The sequence below is a fragment of the Brucella pseudogrignonensis genome (assembly GCF_002252525.1).
Lineage (GTDB): Bacteria > Pseudomonadota > Alphaproteobacteria > Rhizobiales > Rhizobiaceae > Brucella > Brucella pseudogrignonensis.
The window spans coordinates 84,223-101,590 of the sequence record NZ_NNRM01000047.1 but is presented as its reverse complement, the minus strand read 5'-3'; the positions used below and the strand labels follow the sequence as shown (position 1 = coordinate 101,590).

The window sequence follows — 17,368 nt, the reverse complement described above, 5'->3', positions numbered from 1 at the left end:
CCATGATGAACCTCGCCGAATTTCGCCGCACCGCCAGCCGTCTTGCGGATTTCCTGCCCTGGGCTGCGCTGGTCGGTTCCGGCGTCGTGCTGAACAAGGACGGGAGTTTCCAAAGGACGGCGAAGTTTCGCGGTCCCGATCTGGATTCCGCCGTTGCCGCCGAGCTGGTCGCGGTCGCCGGCCGCATCAACAATGCCGTGCGCCGTCTCGGCTCGGGCTGGAGCATCTTCGTCGAGGCGCAGCGCAGCGAGGCGGCCACCTATCCTGACAGCACCTTTCCCGACGCCGCGTCTGCGTTGCTGGATGCCGAACGGAAAGCTGCATTCGAGGAAGCCGGAACGCATTTCGTGTCCGGCTACTTCCTGACCTTCCTATGGCTGCCGCCTGCTGAAGACGCCGCCCGCGCGGAGACCTGGCTTTACGAGGGCCGCGAGCAATCCGGCGTCAACCCGTGGGAACTTCTGCGCGGCTTCATCGACCGCACCGACCGCGTGCTGGCCTTGCTCGACGGCTTCATGCCCGAGTGCCGCTGGCTCGATGATGCTGGCACCCTGACTTACCTGCATTCCACCATCTCGACCAACCGGCATCGCGTCCGCGTGCCCGAGGTGCCGATGCACCTCGACGCGCTGCTCGCCGACCAGCCGCTGACCGGCGGACTGGAACCGCGACTTGGCAACCAGCATCTGCGCGTCCTGACCATCATCGGGTTCCCGACCGCGACGACACCCGGCCTGCTCGACGAGATGAACCGGCTGCCGTTCCCCTATCGGTGGAGCACCCGCGCCATCCTCATGGACAAGACCGACGCCACGCGGCTGCTGACCAAGATCAGGCGGCAGTGGTTTGCCAAGCGCAAGTCCATCGCCGCGATCCTGAAGGAAGTCATGACCAACGAGGCGTCGGCCCTCGTGGATACCGACGCGGCGAACAAGGCCGCTGACGCCGACATGGCCTTGCAGGAGCTCGGGGCTGATGTCGCCGGCATGGCCTATGTCACGGCCACCATCACCGTCTGGGATGCCGACCCGCGCATTGCCGACGAGAAACTGCGCCTCGCGGAAAAGATCATTCAGGGCCGCGACTTCACCGCGATGCCTGAAACCGTCAACGCTGTCGATGCCTGGCTCGGCTCGATCCCCGGACATGCCTACGCGAACGTCCGGCAGCCGCCCATCTCGACGCTCAACCTTGCCCACATGATCCCGCTATCGGCGGTGTGGGCGGGGCCGGAACGGGACGAGCATTTTAGCGCGCCCCCGCTGTTCTTCGGCAAGACCGAAGGCTCGACCCCGTTCCGGTTTTCCCTTCACGTCGGCGATGTCGGCCATACCCTCGTCGTCGGCCCGACCGGCGCGGGCAAGTCCGTCTTGCTCGCGCTCATGGCCTTGCAGTTCCGTCGCTACACAGGCTCGCAGGTCTTCGCCTTCGACTTCGGCGGCTCGATCCGGGTCGCATCGCTCGCCATGGGCGGCGACTGGCACGACTTGGGCGGCGGCCTGACGGAAGGGGACGAGGCTTCCGTCTCGCTCCAGCCGCTCGTCCGAATCGACGATACCTATGAACGCGCGTGGGCCGCCGACTGGATCGCCGCCATTCTCGGCCGCGAAGGTGTCCCGATCACGCCCGAGACCAGGGAACATATCTGGACGGCGCTGACCTCGCTGGCGTCCGCCCCGATTGGGGAGCGCACTATCACTGGCCTGACGGTCTTGCTGCAATCCAACGATCTGAAACAGGCATTGCGGCCCTATTGCATCGGCGGCGCTTATGGTCGGCTCCTCGACGCCGAGGTGGAACATCTTGGGCACGCGGATGTGCAGGCGTTCGAGATCGAGGGGCTTGTCGGGACCGGCGCGGCCCCGGCCGTGCTGGCCTATCTGTTCCACCGGATCGGCGATCGGCTCGACGGGCGGCCGACGCTGCTCATCATAGATGAAGGCTGGCTGGCGCTGGACGACGAGGGATTCGCGAACCAGCTTCGCGAATGGCTGAAGACGTTGCGCAAGAAGAACGCCAGCGTCATCTTCGCCACGCAGTCGCTATCGGACATCGACGGCAGCAACATCGCGCCCGCCATCATCGAAAGCTGCCCGACGCGACTGCTCCTGCCGAATGAGCGGGCTATCGAACCGCAGATCACCGCCATCTATCGGCGCTTCGGCCTCAATGACCGGCAGATCGAAATCCTCGCACGGGCAACGCCCAAGCGGGACTACTACTGCCAGTCGCGGCGGGGCAACCGCCTGTTCGAACTGGGGCTGTCCGAAATCGGCCTCGCGCTCTGCACCGCATCCGCGAAATCCGACCACAAGCGCATTGCCGGACTTATCGCCGAGCATGGTCGCGACGGCTTCCTCGCGGCGTGGCTGCGCCTGCGCGGCGTCGAATGGGCGGCCGACCTCATCCCCGATCTCACCAATCTTGCCGACCGGACGGAAACCGCCGCGTCGGTCGTGCCGGATGCCCCCCAAGCTGAGGAGACCCTTCCATGATCCGTGTTCCTGTTCCCCGCTTCGTCGGCGCTTCCATGGTCGCGCTGGCGCTTGCCATGCCGATCGCGCTGTCGCCGATGCTGACCAGCCCGGCCCACGCGCAATTCGGTCGTATCGTCTATGATCCGTCGAACTATGCGCAGAATGTGCTGACAGCCGCGCGCACGCTCCAGCAGATCAACAACCAGATCACGAGCCTTCAGAACGAAGCGACCATGCTCATCAATCAGGCCCGCAATCTGGCGAGCCTGCCATATTCCTCGCTCCAGCAGCTCCAGCAGAACGTGAGCCGCACGCAGCAGCTTTTGAGCCAGGCGCAGAATATCGCCTTCAATGTCCAGAACATCGACCAGGCGTTCCAGCAGCAATATGGCAACGTGTCGATGTCGGCGACCGATCAGCAGCTCGTTACCGACGCCCGCTCACGCTGGCAGAACACGGTCGGCGGCTTGCAGGACGCCATGCGCGTACAGGCAGGCGTCGTCGGCAATATCGACACCAACCGCACGCAGATGTCCGAACTTGTCGGCCAGAGCCAGTCGGCGACGGGCGCGCTTCAGGCGACGCAGGCGGGCAACCAGCTTCTGGCGCTCCAGTCGCAGCAGCTTTCAGACCTTGTTGCGCTTCTCGCCGCGAACGGCCGCGCGGGCGCGCTGACCGAGGCCGAACGTGCCGCAGCGGTTGATCAGGGACGAGAGCAGCGCCGCCGGTTCCTGACACCGGGCAATGGCTACCAGCCGGGCAACGCGCAGATGTTCAACACCGGCAACTGAGGGCGCGGCCATGGACGGTAAAATGCTGACCCGGCTGGGTGCAATCATATTCGTGGCGATCGCCATCACCGCGACGGCCATCGAGATGACCCGCAAGGAAGATGCGCCGGCATCGTCGCCGCGTCTTGTCCAGCCCGAACGCGACCCGCTGCGTGAAGGGCAGCGCCGGTGCCAGCAGCTTGGGACAACGGCCGCCAACGACGCCGAATGCTTGGCGGTTTGGGCCGAATCCCGCGACCGTTTCCTTGGCCGCTCGCCTGCGCCCGCCGCGCCGTCCTCCAGCGAAGGGCGGTGATGCATGGGCGGTGCGGGCGTCATCGACAATTTCCTCGGGGTCTTCACCCGATATATCGACTCCGGCTTCGGCCTGCTCGGCGGCGAGGTGGCGTTCATCGCCACGACGCTCATCGTCATCGACGTGACGCTCGCCGCACTGTTCTGGAGCTGGAACGCCGATGACGACATCATCGCCCGGCTCGTGAAGAAGACGCTGTTCGTCGGCGTGTTCGCCTATCTCATCGGCAACTGGAACAACCTCGCAAAGATCGTCTTCGACAGCTTCGCCGGCCTCGGCCTGAAGGCATCCGGCACGGGGTTCACCGCGCAGGATCTGATGCGGCCCGGCAAGGTGGCGCAGACCGGCCTCGACGCGGCGCGGCCGCTGCTCGACTCCATCTCCGACCTCATGGGCTGGGTGGCGTTCTTCGAGAACTTCATCCAGATCGCCTGCCTGCTGTTCGCTTGGGCGCTCGTCATCCTCGCCTTTTTCATCCTGGCGATCCAGCTTTTCGTGACCCTGATCGAGTTCAAGCTGTCCACGCTGGCGGGCTTCGTGCTGATCCCATTCGGCCTGTTCGGCAAGACCGCCTTCATGGCTGAGCGCGTGCTTGGCAATGTCATCTCGTCCGGCATCAAGGTTCTGGTGTTGGCAGTCATCGTCGGCATCGGCTCGACGCTCTTCTCGCAATTCACGCAAGGCTTCGGCGGCCAGACACCAAGCATCGACGACGCGATGGCTGTCGTCCTGGCGGCGCTGTCGCTGCTCGGTCTGGGCATCTTCGGTCCCGGCATCGCCTCCGGCCTCGTTTCGGGCGGGCCGCAACTTGGCGCGGGCGCAGCGGTCGGCACCGGCCTGGCAGCCGGCGGCATGGTGCTCGCCGGCGGGGCTGCCGCAGGCGGTGCGGCCGGTCTCGCAGTCAAGGGAGGTGCCGCCGTATTGTCCGGTGGAGCCGCGGCGGTTCGCGGTGGTGCAACCGCCGCAGGCGGGGCCTCCGCAGCCTACAGCATGGGTTCGTTCGGGCAATCTGGTGCGGCGGGTGTCGCCTCCGGCCTTGGCGGGGTCGCCCGCGCTGCCGGCTCCGCCGCCATCTCGCCCTTGAAGCGTGCAGCGTCGAAAGCGTCGGAAAGCGTCAAATCCAGCTTCTCCGATGGCGCACGCGCGGCTTTTGGCGCGACGGGCGGCTCCTCGACCGCGGGCACGGTTGGCAGCGCAGGCGCTGCGGATGCCGCAACCGCATCCTCTTCCCCGGCTGCCGGTCCCCCGGCCTGGGCGCAGCAGATGCGGCGCTCACAGTCTCTCCGCCACGGCACCACCATGGCCGCCCATGCGGTTCGCTCGGGCGACAGCCACGGCGGCGGCTCCTCCGTCAATCTTTCCGAAAGTGACCGCTCATGAACATCTTCAAACGACCAGCCACCCACTACGGCAAATCGCCGGAACCCGAAACGCCCTACCAGAAGGCTGCTCAAGCCTGGGATGAACGGATCGGATCGGCCCGCGTGCAGGCGAAAAACTGGCGTTACATGGCGTTCGGTTCCCTGATCCTGTCGGCCGGTTTCGCCGCCGCCCTTGTCTGGCAGTCGGCGCGCGGGTCGGTCGTGCCATGGGTCGTGCAGGTCGACCGGCTCGGCCAGGCGCAAACCGTCGCTCCGGCCGTCGCCGACTATCGCCCGACCGATCCGCAGATCGCGTTCCATCTCGGCCGCTTCATCGAGCAGGTCCGCGCCATCCCGGCCGATGCGATCATCGTCCGACAGAACTGGCTGCGCGCCTATGAATTGACGACCGACCGAGGCGCGGCCGCCTTGAACGATTACGCCCGCAGCAACGACCCGTTCACGAAGGTCGGCAAGCAGCAGATCGCCGTCGAGGTGTCCAGCGTCATCCGGGCATCGAACGACAGCTTCCGCGTGGCGTGGACCGAGCGTCACTATGAGAACGGTCAGATTTCCACGACCGAACGCTGGACCGCGATCCTGACCATCGTGATCCAGTCGCCGCGTGACGCCGAGCGCCTGCGCGCCAATCCGCTCGGCATCTACGTCAATGCAATCTCATGGTCGCGGGAGATGAGCCAATGAGCATGTTGAGCCGCAAACCCGCCGTTCCGGTTTTCCGTAAACATGGGCTTCCGGCTTTGCTGCTGTCCGCCACCATGCTGGCCGGTTGCGCCACCAACAAACCCCCGCAGTTCAGCTACGACACCGACGTGCCGTCGCTGCCCGTCGTGCCGGCCGCCGTCACCGATGACCGGCCCCGGCCTTTGCACACGCCGCCGGCATGGACAGTCGCGCGCGGCGGGACTGTTGCCGGGACACCGGCAGGCCGTGTCGAGAACGCCAATGCAGCCGCCCGCGTCGAGCCGCGCCGCGAGGGCTATTACAACGCCATCCAGATTTTCCCGTGGAGCGAAGGCGCGCTCTATCAGGTCTATGCGGCCGTCGGGCAGATAACCAGCATCGCGCTGGAGCCGGGCGAGAGCCTGACCGGCGCAGGGCCGATCGCCGCCGGCGATACGGCCCGCTGGATCATCGGCGATACAGAGAGCGGCAGCGGAACGTCGCGCCGCGTCCATATCCTCGTCAAACCAACCCGGCCGGACATCTCGACCAATCTCGTCGTGACCACCGACCGGCGCACCTACTTGATCGAACTGCGCGCCCGCGAAGCCCTCTACATGCCGGCGGTGGCCTGGGCCTATCCCGCGCCACCAGCGGGCCAGCGCCAGACCGTTCCGGCCGTTCCGATCATCCCCGCCGAGGCCGGGCGCAACTATCGCTACGGCCTGACCGGCGATAATCCACCCTGGAAACCTATCTCCGTCTTTGACGACGGCCGCCGCATCTATGTCGTCTTCCCACGCGGCATCGTGCAGGGCGAGATGCCGCCGATCTTCGTCATCGGCTCGGACGGTGAAACCCAGATCGTCAACAGCCGCATCCACCAGAACATCCTGATCGTGGACCGCCTGTTCGGCGCGGCCGAGCTGCGCCTTGGCAGCGGCGATCGTCAGCAGACGGTCAGGATCGTCCGTATCGAGCAACGGCAGGCTGCACAGCCCGCGAAGGCGACCGGAGAATCCCGGTCATGACCGAAGATACCACCACCACGGACACGATGCGGCTGCGTGCCGAACCGCCGCGCGTTACCCGCCTGTCCCGCAAGATGCTGGCCGGTGTCGGAGCGGTCGCGCTGTTCGGCATCGGCGGCGCGCTGATCTACGCGCTTCAGACCCGCGACATGGGCGGGAGCGGCGAAGAACTCTATTCGACCGAGAACCGCCCCACGGCGGACGGGCTGTCCGGCCTGCCGCGCGACTATACCGGCCCCGTCCTGGGACCGGCATTGCCGGGCGACCTGGGCGGCCCCATCCTCGACGCGCAGAACCGGGGCCAGCCGGTTGCGCCGCCCGTCATGACGACGCCCGCCGTCGATCCGGCGGAGCAACGCCGCATCGCCGAGGAGGAAGCCGCGCGCGTCAGCCGCGTCTTTTTCCAGACCGCCCCTGGAACGGGAACCGCAAGCCCGAGTCTCGCCGGTCTCGCTCCGACCGGCCAGCTAGGTGCTGCCGGCACACAGGATCGGCACACCGCCTTCCTCAATGGCCCCGTGGATCGGCAGACCGTCGCCCTGGACCGCATCATGGCTCCGGCATCGCCATATATCCTTCAAGCCGGGGCTGTGATCCCGGCGGCGATGATTACCGGCATCCGTTCCGACCTTCCGGGGCAGATCACCGCGCAGGTGACGGAAAACGTCTATGACAGCCCGACCGGCTCGCTTCTCCTGATCCCGCAGGGCACGCGCATCATCGGCCAATACGATGCGGGCGTGACCTTCGGCCAGCGCCGCGTGCTGCTCGTCTGGAACCGTCTGATCCTGCCCAATGGCCGCTCCATCGTGCTGGAGCGCCAGCCCGGCGCGGACGCTTCCGGCTATGCCGGCCTTGAGGATGGCGTCGATTATCACTGGTGGGATCTGATGAAAGCCGCCGGCCTTTCGACGCTGCTCGGCATCGGCACGGAACTGGCGACCGACGAAGAGGACCGGCTGATCCGCGCCATCCGCGACGGGGCGCAGGACACCATCAATCAGGCCGGACAGCAGATCGTCCAGCGCCAGTTGCAGGTCGCACCGACGCTGACCATCCGGCCCGGCTTCCCGGTCAGGGTCATAGTCACCCGAGACCTGGTATTCCGCTAGCGGAATACTAAATCATATGCCGACTTCAGGACTATCCCGCGTTCCGAGTGTATCTTGCCCGGTTCCCTGACGAATTCGCCGCGATCAGTCGGCATAGTTCTATGCGAGGAAGACGAGCCAGATTGCTGGCGGGCGGAGCCCAAAGAAGAATATTTCCTTGAAACAACGCAAAAGCGTCCCCCCACACGATGCCTTCCACACACGTCACCTGGCTATGGGAGCCACGACTATGCCGATACAGAACACTGTCAATCTCGAAGTTTTTCATCCCTTTACTCGCTCATTTCGTTCCGATGTCGGCATAGTTTTCCAGTCGGCATATGATTTAGTCCTCGAACCTTACAGGAATTGACCATGACGAAGCTGAAACTTGGTCCACTGGCCGACGACAAGCCGGTGAAGGTGACGGTGGAACTGCCCGCCCAGCTCCATCGTGACCTGATCGACTATGGCGCTCTGTTGGCCGATGGCGGAGCGCCAATCGAACCTGCCAGACTGATCGTGCCGATGCTGGAGCGTTTCATCGCCACGGATCGAGGGTTCGCCAAGGCGCGGCGGGCAACTGGTCCTGCTAGCGGATAGACGCTCGCACCGGCCTAGACCAAAAGCGTCTGTGCAATCAGGAACGCCACGACGCCTACGATCACCGTTACGAACAGGCTGCGTGAGACCACGCCCGCCAGCGTCGCCGCAAGTGCCGCCACGAGTGAGATGCTGACGCCGGATTCGCTGAACTCGGGCTTATGGATGAGTTCGGCCGCCACGATCGCGGCCATGATGGCGGCTGGCACGAAGCCGAGCCAGTCCCGGACAACCTGCGGCATAGCGAACCGCGACAGAAGCAACACCGGAAAGGCTCGCAAGATGATCGTGACGGCGGCGGAGAGTCCGATCGCGAGGTAGAGAGAGCCGGTCATTGGTCATGTTTCCTCGTGTAAGCGCGCCACAGGAGCAGCGTCGAAACGCTCGCAGCCGCCACCGTCGCCAGCAGGACGCCGATATTGACGTCGAGCGTTCGGGACGTGCCGGCGATCACGGCGACCGAGATTGCAATTGCGATGGTTTCAAGCAGCCGCTGCCGGCTGGCGAACCATGTCATCAGCAATAAACCGATGAACATGGCGACGAGGCTGAAGCTCAGACCCTGCGTGATCGACTCCGGCAGCGAGGCCGCCAGCAGCGCGCCCGTCAGATTGGCGACGATCCAGTTGAGCCAGGCCGTGACGTTGAGGCCAAGCATCCACGCGAAGGGCAACTCGCCGGTGCGGCTGCCCTGTTGGGCCGCGACGCCGAACGTCTCGTCCGTCAGGAGAGCGCCGCTGACGAACTTCTGGAGGGAACTGGCCCTGGTGAAATAGATGGCCATATAGGAACTCATCAGGACGTAGCGCATGTTGATGAGCATGACACCGAGCACGATGGCCAGAACGCCGGCCCCGGCCGCATGCAGCGAGTAGAACATGAACTGCGCCGATCCGGCGTAGAGGAAGACCGCCAGCAGCGTGATGTCGAGCACCGAGAAACCGGCCAGCGCACCGATGGCGCCGGCGGCGAAACCGATGCTCCAGAAACCGAGGATCGTCGGCAGGCAGGCGATGACACCTTGCCGAAAAAGCTCTAAGGGAAGTTGATCGTGATGGTGGATAGTAGTTTTCGCTGAAATATTCTCTGTCATCATTGGCCGTAGTCTAACGTCTGCTTCAGCACGTCTTAGTCCGGCACATTGCGAACATGATTGGAGAATCCTGCGCATCGCTCGCCGGCGATGGACGGCAAGGCGGTCGGAAAGAGAGCATGACGAGGAAGCGGGACAAGATCAGCTTGTGGAAGGACAGCAGCCTGCCGGACGGGCTTGAACTGCTGCGCGCGTCCTTCTTCGACTACCGATACCCGGCTCATTTCCATGAAGAGTTCGTGATCGCCGCTTTTGCGCGCGGCGCGCAACGCCACCGGATCGCCGGGCGTGAAGGCGTCGCGGGCGCGGGATCGATCCTCATTATCCCGCCCGGCGAGGTTCAGACCGGCGAGGCCGCCGAACGGGATCGCGGATGGGAATACTGCGCCTTCTATCCCTCCGCCCGCTTTCTCGAATCCATCGCCGACGACGTTCTGGGCGGGACCGGACATCTCGATTTCGGTGTTGACCCTATACTCGGTGACGCCGAAGCCACGCGGCACCTTCTGCGCGCCCATGCCGTCATCGCCGGCACCCCCGATCGCATGGAAAAGGAATGCGCGGCCTATGACGGCTTCGGCGCGATTATCGCCCGTTACGGCCAACGCTCACGCCATGGGCGCCGTTCGCGGATCGTCAGGGCCGATATGCGGCGGGCGATCGACTATCTGCAAACACACTTCGCCGAACCCGTATCCGTGGGCGAGGTCGCGGCAGTCGCCGGTCTCAGCGAATATCATTTCATGCGCGTGTTCCGGGCGAACACCGGACTGTCCGTGCATCGCTACCTGACCCAGATACGCCTCAACAGGGCCAAGAGCCTGCTGTCCTGCGGCGTCTCCTCAGCCGAGACCGCCGTGAGCGTCGGCCTCTTCGATCAAAGCCATCTCATTCGCCACTTCCGTCAGCATTTCGGTGCGACGCCAGGCGACTACGCTGCCGCCTCTCGCTAGGGGGTGCCGTCAGTGCACAGACGCGAATGCGGCACGCTACACACCGCCGTTCCCCCTCCATGCTTCGCTTAATTCCGGGGCTTTAGCGCCCCTGAATCTACCAGCAAAACACGGAGGATACCATGTGCGCAGAGCGCCGCCGCGCCCAACGAGGCCGCCCAAGACAGCCGGCCCCCCGAACGCTTCCCGACGACCTCTACGACTATGGCCACGATCCCGCGCCGCGCATCAGTCCGCCGCGCGGCAGTCCGCCTCATGTCTTCGACGTGGAGAAGCTGCCCGTCATTGATGACTGGCCCGATGAAGTGCCGATCTCCGAGGCCGAGATTCAGGTATTCGAACGCTGGTTCGCTGATGTTTTCGATGAGATGTTCGGCTCGCTCGATCTGCCGGCAGGCTTGAAATACCTATCTCGTGATGATAATGATAAGCCCTGACGAAAGTAGGGGATTTGCCGTGACGACGCTGAAAGTCGGGATCGCCGACCCGGAGGAAATGAAAGCCCGCACCATGCGGATCGCAAAGGGCGAGGAAAAGCCATCGCCCGGCGATCCCACCGTCTGGTTCGCCTCCACGGAATCGTTCGCCCGGCTTCTGTCGGCAGGCAATCGCGATCTGCTGCGCATCATCCATGAGCAAGAACCCGGCTCGCTGGAGGAACTGGCACAGATCACCGGCCGCGCCACGCCCAACGTCTCACGCACCCTCAAGAAAATGGAGAGTTTCGGCCTGATCCGCATGGAGAAGGGCCAAGGTCTCAGGTTGGTCCCCAAGGTGGTGTACGACCGCGTAGAGCTGGTCTTGCCCCTGATCGAGCGGCGCAAGTCGAAAGGAACCCGCAAATGAACGCACAATCTCCCAACGTCGCCCTGCGGGCTGCCCTCTACCTGCGCGTTTCGACCGCCCGGCAGGCCGAGCATGACGTGTCGATCCCTGACCAGCGCAAGCAAGGCGAGGCGTATTGCGCGGCGCGCGGCTATCAGCTTGTCGAAATCTTCGTGGAGCCAGGCAACACGGCCACGAACGATCGCCGCCCGGAGTTCCAGCGGATGATCGAGGCGGGCACGTCGAAGCCCGCACCCTTCGATGTGGTGCTGGTTCACAGCTTCTCGCGCTTCTTCCGCGATGCCTTCGACATGGAATATTACTACCGGAAGCTCGCCAAAAATGACGTGCGCCTCATTTCTATCACGCAGGAGTTAGGGGACGACCCGATCCACGACATGATGCGGCGGATCATGTCATTATTCGACGAATACCAGTCGAAGGAAAACGGCAAGCACGTCACGCGCGCCCTGAAGGAGAATGCCCGGCAGGGCTTCTGGAACGGTTCGCTGCCACCGATCGGCTACCGGATCGCCGCCGCCGAACAGCGGGGGGCCAAGACCAAGAAGAAGCTGGAAATCGACCCGCTGCACGCCGACACCATCCGGCTGATCTACCGGCTCGCTCTGGAAGGTCAGGGCGATAGTGGCCAGATGGGCGTCAAGGCGATCGTCAAGCATCTGAACGCCAAAGGCATCTTCACCCGCGATGGCGGCCGCTGGGGCATCGGCCAGGTCCATCGCGTCCTGACCCGCCGCACCTATATCGGCGAACATGAATGGGGGAAGCGCAGCAAGCACAATGACCCACGCGCTCCCGGCGAGATCGTCATCGTCCCGGTGCCCGCCATCATCGAGCGGGAGACCTTCGACGCCGTTCAGTCGCTTTTGCAGGCCCGCAACCCCAAGACCGAGTTGCCCGCCCGCGTGGTGATCGGGCCGACCCTGCTAACCGGCATCTGCTATTGCGGCAACTGCGGCGGAGCCATGACCATCCGCACCGGAAAGAGCGGCCGCTACCGCTACTATGCCTGTTCGATCAAGGCACGGCAGGGCGAGACCGGCTGCAAGGGCCGCGCGATCCCTATGGACAAGCTCGATAGGATGGTCACCAGTCATATCGAGGAACGCTTGCTCGATCCCGACCGGCTGGAGAAGCTGCTTGGGACCGTCCTCGGTCGTCGTGAGGATCAGGCCGAGCGCCGCCGCGAACACATCGCCTCTTTGCAACGGCAGGCGACCGAATCGGAATCGCGCCTCAAGCGGCTCTATGACGCCATCGAAGCGGGCGTGGCTGATCTGGACGACCCGGCGCTCAAGGAGCGCATCGCTGGCCTCAAGGTTCTCCGCGATCAGGCCAGGGCCGATGCCGACCGGGCGCAAGCGTTGCTCGAAAGTCCCGGCCACAGCGCCCTCAGTCCCGCGATGATCGAAGGGTTTGCACGCCGCGCGCGGGAGCGCATTCGCGGCCATGAGGGCGGCTATCGGCGGGATCACCTGCGCTCGCTAGCGCAGCGTGTCGAGGTCGCGGACGACGCGATTCGCATCATGGGATCGAAAACGGAGCTGCTAAAGACGCTTATTGCCGGTCAAGGGCGGCAATCGGCGGCGATTGGCGTGCCCAGAGGCGGTCTGAAATGGCGGAGGGGGTGGGATTCGAACCCACGGTACAGTCTCCTGCACGCCGGTTTTCAAGACCGGTGCCTTAAACCGCTCGGCCACCCCTCCGCATCTGCACGAAGCAGATGTGAACGCCTCTTTATCGTTATCAAACAGCAGCGTCAATCTGCCACTTGATGTCATCCTCGATTAAATGACTGATAGTCTTGCTCTTCAGGTTAATGAAGCATAAACTTGAGAATAATAGTCATAAAGAAAAGGGAACGTATGAGCCTGGAATCGGTCAAGGCGTTTTTCGCAGACAAGGCACCCGAAATCGAAGTGATTGAACTGCCAACCAGTACGGCGACAGTCGCCCTCGCAGCCGAGGCGCATGGTGTCGAACCGGGACAGATCGCAAAGACACTGTCATTTGCCGCGAAAGATCAGACCATACTTATCGTGACGCGGGGAGATGCGCGTATCGATAATCGCAAATTCAAGGACCAGTTCGGAACCAAACCGCGCATGTTGGATGCGGAAAGCGTCTTGAATGAAACAAGTCATCCGGTCGGTGGTGTTTGCCCGTTTGGATTGCCTAGCGCCCTGCCCGTTTATTGCGATTTGTCGCTCAAGACTTTCGACGAAGTCGTTCCGGCTGCCGGGGCTACAAACAGTGCAGTGCGGATCGCACCGCAGAAAATGGCCGAGCTTGTTTCGGCTGAATGGATTGATGTTTGCCAGTAAGGCATGTGTTGCCCGGATTATCTAATCGCGATGACGTGATGAAATGAAGTGCTTTTTTGCCCTTTAAAGGTGATAAAACACTTCATATATTTTAAGAATAGTTCTAAAGTGGATTCGAAGTGAATGCACTCGCTTGGCACATACCCCTGAAATCTCCGGGCTCCGGAGGAGCCTGATGGGGTTGTGACGTAACCAAAAGCAGAGTTTTCCGTGGGTAGGTCCATCAGGAAGGCTTGAGGATGTGCTGAAAGGAATAATCAATGCGTCTTACTCGTCAGACGAATTATGCCATTCGCATGCTTATGTATTGTGCCGCCAATGACGGCAAACTGAGCCGCGTTCCGGAAATTGCCCGCGCTTATGGCGTTTCGGAGCTTTTCCTCTTCAAGATTTTGCAGCCACTTGTCGAAAACGGACTGGTTGAGACTGTACGCGGCCGTAACGGTGGTGTGCGTCTCGGACGCGCTGCCAAGGATATTTCGCTGTTCGATGTCGTGCGCGTGACTGAAGAAAACTTCGCCATGGCCGAATGCTTCGAAAATGACGCAACAGAATGCCCGCTTGTCGATAGTTGTGGCCTCAACTCAGCCCTGCGTGAAGCACTCAATGCATTCTTCGGCGTATTGATGAAGTATAGCATCTCGGATTTGGTTAAGGCACGTCCAAATGTTCGCGTGCTGCTCGGTCTTGATGAAGATCTCGAAGCGGAACGTGTTGCCAGCTGATTTGCAGCGTGGTTGAATAGAAAAAGGCTGAGAACCGGGCAGGTTCTCAGCCTTTTTGTTTGTCTCAAACTTTTTAGAGTGCCGCGGCATAGGCCGATTGTGGCAACACGAATGGCACGCCTTGCGCTGGCGGCACACCGACCCTTAGAGAGCACTCATAAACCCGCTCCAACCGATCATCAGTCAGCGCATGTTGTGGCGTGCCGATGGTATCAAGTTTGCCCTTGTGCATGACAGCGATACTGTCGGCGAACATGGCAGTCAGATTGAGATCGTGAAGGATAGCAATCACGCCGCCACCAGCGGCTGCGAAATCGCGTGCAATTTCCATAACTGTGATCTGATGCTTTATATCGAGGCTCGAAATAGGCTCATCCAGGAACAGATAACGCGGTTTTCCATCCACGACTGGCTTCCAGACCTGACAAAGCACGCGTGCAAGCTGCACCCGCTGCTGTTCACCACCCGAAAGCTCCTGATAAAGCCTGCCGCTGAAGCCTGCGAGATCAACCTTCTGCAATGCAAGATCGGGCAACTTCTCCTGCTCTGCACCAGTTACACCGCTGAAACCACCCGTCAAACCGATATGGACGATCTCGCGGACAGTAAAAGGAAACGACAAAGCGCTGGCTTGCGGCAGCACAGCCCGGCGCGCAGCCATGCGCCAGGGCTTGATCCCTGCAAAATCCTCGCCATCCAGATAAGCAGAACCCGTATAAGTAATATCACCAGAAAGCGCGCGCAGCAGCGTAGTCTTACCGGAACCGTTAGGCCCAACAATTGCTGTCACTTCGCCAGGACGCGCGACAAAATTGATATTCTCTATAATCGGCTTATTGCCGATAGAAACACTTAGGTTTTTGGTTTCGATCATTTCGCGCCTCACAGATCAAGAACGCCGCGCTGGCGCAGCAATATCCAGAGGAAGAATGGAGCGCCGCACACAGCCGTAATGATGCCAATCGGCAATTCGGCAGGTGCAACAATGGTGCGGCTTACCGCATCTGCAAGCAAAAGCATGATTGCCCCGAGCAGTGCTGCGGAAGGCAACAAGTAACGGTGATCAGGACCAATGCTCAAGCGCAGCATATGCGGCACGACAATGCCGATAAAGCCGATGCCGCCGGATATTGCGACCGTCGCACCCGTCGCCGCAGCAACAGTTACGATTGCGACGTTTTTAATCCGCTGCACAGGAATACCAAGATGGCCGGCTGCCGCCTCACCCAACGCGAGCGCATTAAGACCCCGCGACAGAAACGGTGTCGCAAAAAGTATGACCATGATAATCGGGCCAGCCGTGCCGATCTTGCCCCAAGTAGCACCTGCCAGCGAGCCAAGCCCCCAGAAGGTCAGATCACGCAACTGTCGATCATCAGAAATATAGACGAGAGCTCCAGTGGCAGCACCTGTCAGAGCCCCAAGCGCGATACCAGCCAGAAGCATCGTAGCGACAGAAGTACGTCCGCGCCGCGTCGCCACGCGATAAAGGATAAGCGTAGTTATCAGGCCACCAAAAAATGCAGCGAGAGGCAGGGCGCAAAGACCGAGCAACAGATAAAGCGGAGCAAGTGCTGTTCCACCCAAGACAATCATTGAAACCGCACCAAGGCTGGCACCTGCGGAAACACCAACAAGTCCCGGATCAGCAAGCGGATTGCGGAACAAGCCCTGCATAACGGCACCGGAAACGGCAAGCGAAGCGCCAACCAGTATTCCCATGATGATGCGCGGTAGACGAATTTCCATAATGATCAGATGGTCACGCCGGAATGCGTCTGCACTTTCTTGCGTTCCAAAAACCAGTTCCCGCAAAACGCTCATGACAGAGGCGTCGGAAGCACCCGCAGTCAGACTGAACAGTGCGGTTATGCAAAGTGCAACAGCGAGAATTGCGATAGCCAAACGAGCGCGCGCAGAGCGATCTCCGGCATGACTATCGTTGGCTTGATCACGCACGGCAAAGCCCCCGGGTTTTGCCACGCGGTCTTGGCTGGTCATTTCGATATGTCCTTATTGCGGGTTTCCGCGATATGCCTGCCAGCAATGATGCTCGACAGGCATATGTTTTAGTTTGCAGCCTGCTTGCCATAGAGCTTTTCAGACAATTCACGGCTGGCAGCGCCTGTGCGTGGACCAAAGCCGAGCAGATAGAGTGAATCCATCTGAACGATGTTACCGCTGCGTCCAGCAGGCGAATTAGCAAGAGCCGGGTTCTTCAGCAGATCCTCTTTCTGAACGCTATCCTTGCCAATATTCATGGTGAGGATGAGATCAGGAGCAGCCTTCTCAACGGCTTCATCGGTGAGCTGCTTATAACCCTGATAAGAGTCGATTGCGTTCACACCGCCCGCAAGGGTGATGATGCCATTGGCACCTGTGCCCGTACCGGACGCCATAATGCGTCCTTCCTGAGCCGACATGATGAACAACACGCGCTTGCGCGGATTCTGGTTTGCTGAAATTTTCTGCGCAGCTTCCAGATCCCGCGATACGTCAGCTGCGAGCGCTTTGGCTTTATCTTCCAGACCAAGCGCCTTGCCGACGGCTTCAATCTTGGCAATCACGCTTTCGCCGGTATGCTCTTCGGGAATAACAACCATCGGAACCGAAGCTTTTTTCAGCACTTCAAGCGCTTCTGGAGGACCACTGCCCTCAAGCATCAAAATACCCGTAGGATTGACTGAAAGAACACCTTCCGGCGAAAGACGGCGCATATAGCCGACATCAACCAGTTTTCGAGCTTCTTCCGGATAGCTACTGGTTTGATCACGAGCGACGAGCTTATCGCCCGCGCCAAGCGCATAGACGATTTCGGTGACAGAACCGCCGATGGACACCAGACGTGACGTATCGGTGATTTTCTCAACCGTATCGGCTTTTGCGACACCGCCAAAAGCAACAGAAGCGACAATAACCGCCAGCGCTGCGCAACGACCGATGCTTGATGAAATGATTGACATGTTCCGCTTCCCTAAAGCACGCCGTGGAAACGAGCTAACTCGTTCTCCAATGATGACGTGCATATAAAATTGGGCTTAGTGTGTATTCCGAACGGAAAAAACATCCGGAATACACATCAAAACAAGGAGTT

19 protein-coding genes, 1 tRNA gene and 1 pseudogene are annotated in these 17,368 nt (G+C 61.5%); 14 read left to right on the top strand and 7 right to left on the bottom strand.

What is annotated here, in order from left to right:
* Window positions 1-2: 2 nt before the first annotated feature.
* The 8 genes from trbE (at window position 3) to CEV34_RS23115 (ending at window position 8,333) form a co-directional block, all read left to right on the top strand.
* Window positions 3-2,495, top strand: a complete 2,493-nt coding sequence (trbE, locus tag CEV34_RS23150) for a conjugal transfer protein TrbE (RefSeq protein ID WP_094544662.1) — start codon at window positions 3-5, stop codon at window positions 2,493-2,495.
* A complete protein-coding gene (gene trbJ / locus CEV34_RS23145) occupies window positions 2,492-3,268 on the top strand; it encodes a P-type conjugative transfer protein TrbJ (protein WP_179253639.1) in 777 nt (258 codons plus the stop codon). The genes trbE and trbJ overlap by 4 nt, the downstream gene beginning before the upstream one ends.
* 10 nt (window positions 3,269-3,278) lie before the next feature.
* Window positions 3,279-3,563: a putative entry exclusion protein TrbK-alt gene (gene trbK-alt / locus CEV34_RS23140; RefSeq protein WP_094544661.1), complete on the top strand. Its 285-nt coding sequence runs from the start codon at window positions 3,279-3,281 to the stop codon at window positions 3,561-3,563.
* A 3-nt stretch (window positions 3,564-3,566) separates the two neighbouring features.
* Entirely contained in the window at window positions 3,567-4,943 is a 1,377-nt protein-coding gene (trbL, locus tag CEV34_RS23135) for a P-type conjugative transfer protein TrbL (RefSeq protein ID WP_094544660.1), read from the top strand.
* Window positions 4,940-5,629 (top strand): conjugal transfer protein TrbF, encoded by a 690-nt coding sequence (trbF, locus tag CEV34_RS23130; RefSeq protein ID WP_094544659.1) that lies wholly within the window; start codon window positions 4,940-4,942, stop codon window positions 5,627-5,629. Before trbL ends, trbF begins: the two co-directional genes overlap by 4 nt.
* Window positions 5,626-6,639, top strand: coding sequence for a P-type conjugative transfer protein TrbG (gene trbG, locus CEV34_RS23125; RefSeq protein WP_094544658.1), 1,014 nt, complete (start codon window positions 5,626-5,628; stop codon window positions 6,637-6,639). The genes trbF and trbG overlap by 4 nt, the downstream gene beginning before the upstream one ends.
* Complete coding sequence (locus CEV34_RS23120; protein ID WP_094544657.1) at window positions 6,636-7,751, top strand: TraB/TrbI/VirB10 family type IV secretion system protein; 1,116 nt, start codon at window positions 6,636-6,638, stop codon at window positions 7,749-7,751. The genes trbG and CEV34_RS23120 overlap by 4 nt, the downstream gene beginning before the upstream one ends.
* 354 nt (window positions 7,752-8,105) lie before the next feature.
* Entirely contained in the window at window positions 8,106-8,333 is a 228-nt protein-coding gene (locus CEV34_RS23115; protein WP_094544656.1) for a DUF2274 domain-containing protein, read from the top strand.
* Window positions 8,334-8,347: 14 nt separating this feature from the next.
* On the opposite strand, the gene CEV34_RS23110 is transcribed toward CEV34_RS23115, so the two are convergent.
* Both CEV34_RS23110 and CEV34_RS23105 read right to left on the bottom strand, forming a co-directional pair.
* The gene (locus tag CEV34_RS23110) at window positions 8,348-8,668 is read right to left on the bottom strand and encodes an AzlD domain-containing protein (RefSeq protein WP_094544655.1); all 321 of its coding nucleotides are present in this window, start codon (window positions 8,666-8,668) and stop codon (window positions 8,348-8,350) included.
* On the bottom strand, window positions 8,665-9,429 hold the full coding sequence (locus tag CEV34_RS23105; protein ID WP_210199591.1) for an AzlC family ABC transporter permease: 765 nt from the start codon (window positions 9,427-9,429) through the stop codon (window positions 8,665-8,667). The genes CEV34_RS23110 and CEV34_RS23105 overlap by 4 nt, the downstream gene beginning before the upstream one ends.
* Window positions 9,430-9,545: 116 nt before the next feature.
* On the opposite strand from CEV34_RS23105, the gene CEV34_RS23100 reads away from it, so the two are divergent.
* The 4 genes and pseudogenes from CEV34_RS23100 to CEV34_RS27680 all read left to right on the top strand — a co-directional run.
* Complete coding sequence (locus tag CEV34_RS23100) at window positions 9,546-10,379, top strand: AraC family transcriptional regulator (RefSeq protein ID WP_094544654.1); 834 nt, start codon at window positions 9,546-9,548, stop codon at window positions 10,377-10,379.
* A 122-nt stretch (window positions 10,380-10,501) separates the two neighbouring features.
* Complete coding sequence (locus CEV34_RS23095; RefSeq protein ID WP_094544653.1) at window positions 10,502-10,816, top strand: hypothetical protein; 315 nt, start codon at window positions 10,502-10,504, stop codon at window positions 10,814-10,816.
* Window positions 10,817-10,835: 19 nt separating this feature from the next.
* Window positions 10,836-11,225 carry an HVO_A0114 family putative DNA-binding protein gene (locus tag CEV34_RS23090; protein WP_094544694.1) on the top strand — a complete coding sequence of 130 codons (390 nt, stop codon included), beginning with the start codon at window positions 10,836-10,838 and terminating at the stop codon, window positions 11,223-11,225.
* Window positions 11,222-12,265 (top strand): annotated as a pseudogene (locus CEV34_RS27680) (recombinase family protein); the annotation flags it as partial. The gene CEV34_RS23090 and the pseudogene CEV34_RS27680, both read left to right, overlap by 4 nt.
* On the opposite strand, the gene CEV34_RS27675 reads toward CEV34_RS27680, so the two are convergent.
* Window positions 12,152-12,610, bottom strand: a complete 459-nt coding sequence (locus tag CEV34_RS27675) for a hypothetical protein (protein WP_328589892.1) — start codon at window positions 12,608-12,610, stop codon at window positions 12,152-12,154. The pseudogene CEV34_RS27680 and the gene CEV34_RS27675 sit on opposite strands and share 114 nt — an antisense overlap.
* A gap of 231 nt (window positions 12,611-12,841) precedes the next feature.
* Window positions 12,842-12,931 (bottom strand) — tRNA-Ser (locus tag CEV34_RS23080).
* Between the two features lie 159 nt (window positions 12,932-13,090).
* Between CEV34_RS23080 and CEV34_RS23075 the strand changes: the two genes are divergently transcribed.
* Window positions 13,091-13,549: a YbaK/EbsC family protein gene (locus CEV34_RS23075; RefSeq protein WP_007878920.1), complete on the top strand. Its 459-nt coding sequence runs from the start codon at window positions 13,091-13,093 to the stop codon at window positions 13,547-13,549.
* A gap of 260 nt (window positions 13,550-13,809) precedes the next feature.
* Window positions 13,810-14,274, top strand: a complete 465-nt coding sequence (gene rirA, locus CEV34_RS23070) for an iron-responsive transcriptional regulator RirA (RefSeq protein WP_007878913.1) — start codon at window positions 13,810-13,812, stop codon at window positions 14,272-14,274.
* Between the two features lie 73 nt (window positions 14,275-14,347).
* Here the strand turns inward: rirA and CEV34_RS23065 are convergent, their stop codons facing one another.
* From CEV34_RS23065 to CEV34_RS23055, 3 genes are all read right to left on the bottom strand, one after another.
* Window positions 14,348-15,148 (bottom strand): heme ABC transporter ATP-binding protein, encoded by an 801-nt coding sequence (locus CEV34_RS23065; RefSeq protein ID WP_007878910.1) that lies wholly within the window; start codon window positions 15,146-15,148, stop codon window positions 14,348-14,350.
* A gap of 8 nt (window positions 15,149-15,156) precedes the next feature.
* Window positions 15,157-16,275, bottom strand: coding sequence for a FecCD family ABC transporter permease (locus CEV34_RS23060; RefSeq protein WP_007878908.1), 1,119 nt, complete (start codon window positions 16,273-16,275; stop codon window positions 15,157-15,159).
* A gap of 68 nt (window positions 16,276-16,343) precedes the next feature.
* Entirely contained in the window at window positions 16,344-17,237 is an 894-nt protein-coding gene (locus CEV34_RS23055; protein ID WP_007878905.1) for a heme/hemin ABC transporter substrate-binding protein, read from the bottom strand.
* Between the last annotated feature and the right edge of the window lie 131 nt (window positions 17,238-17,368).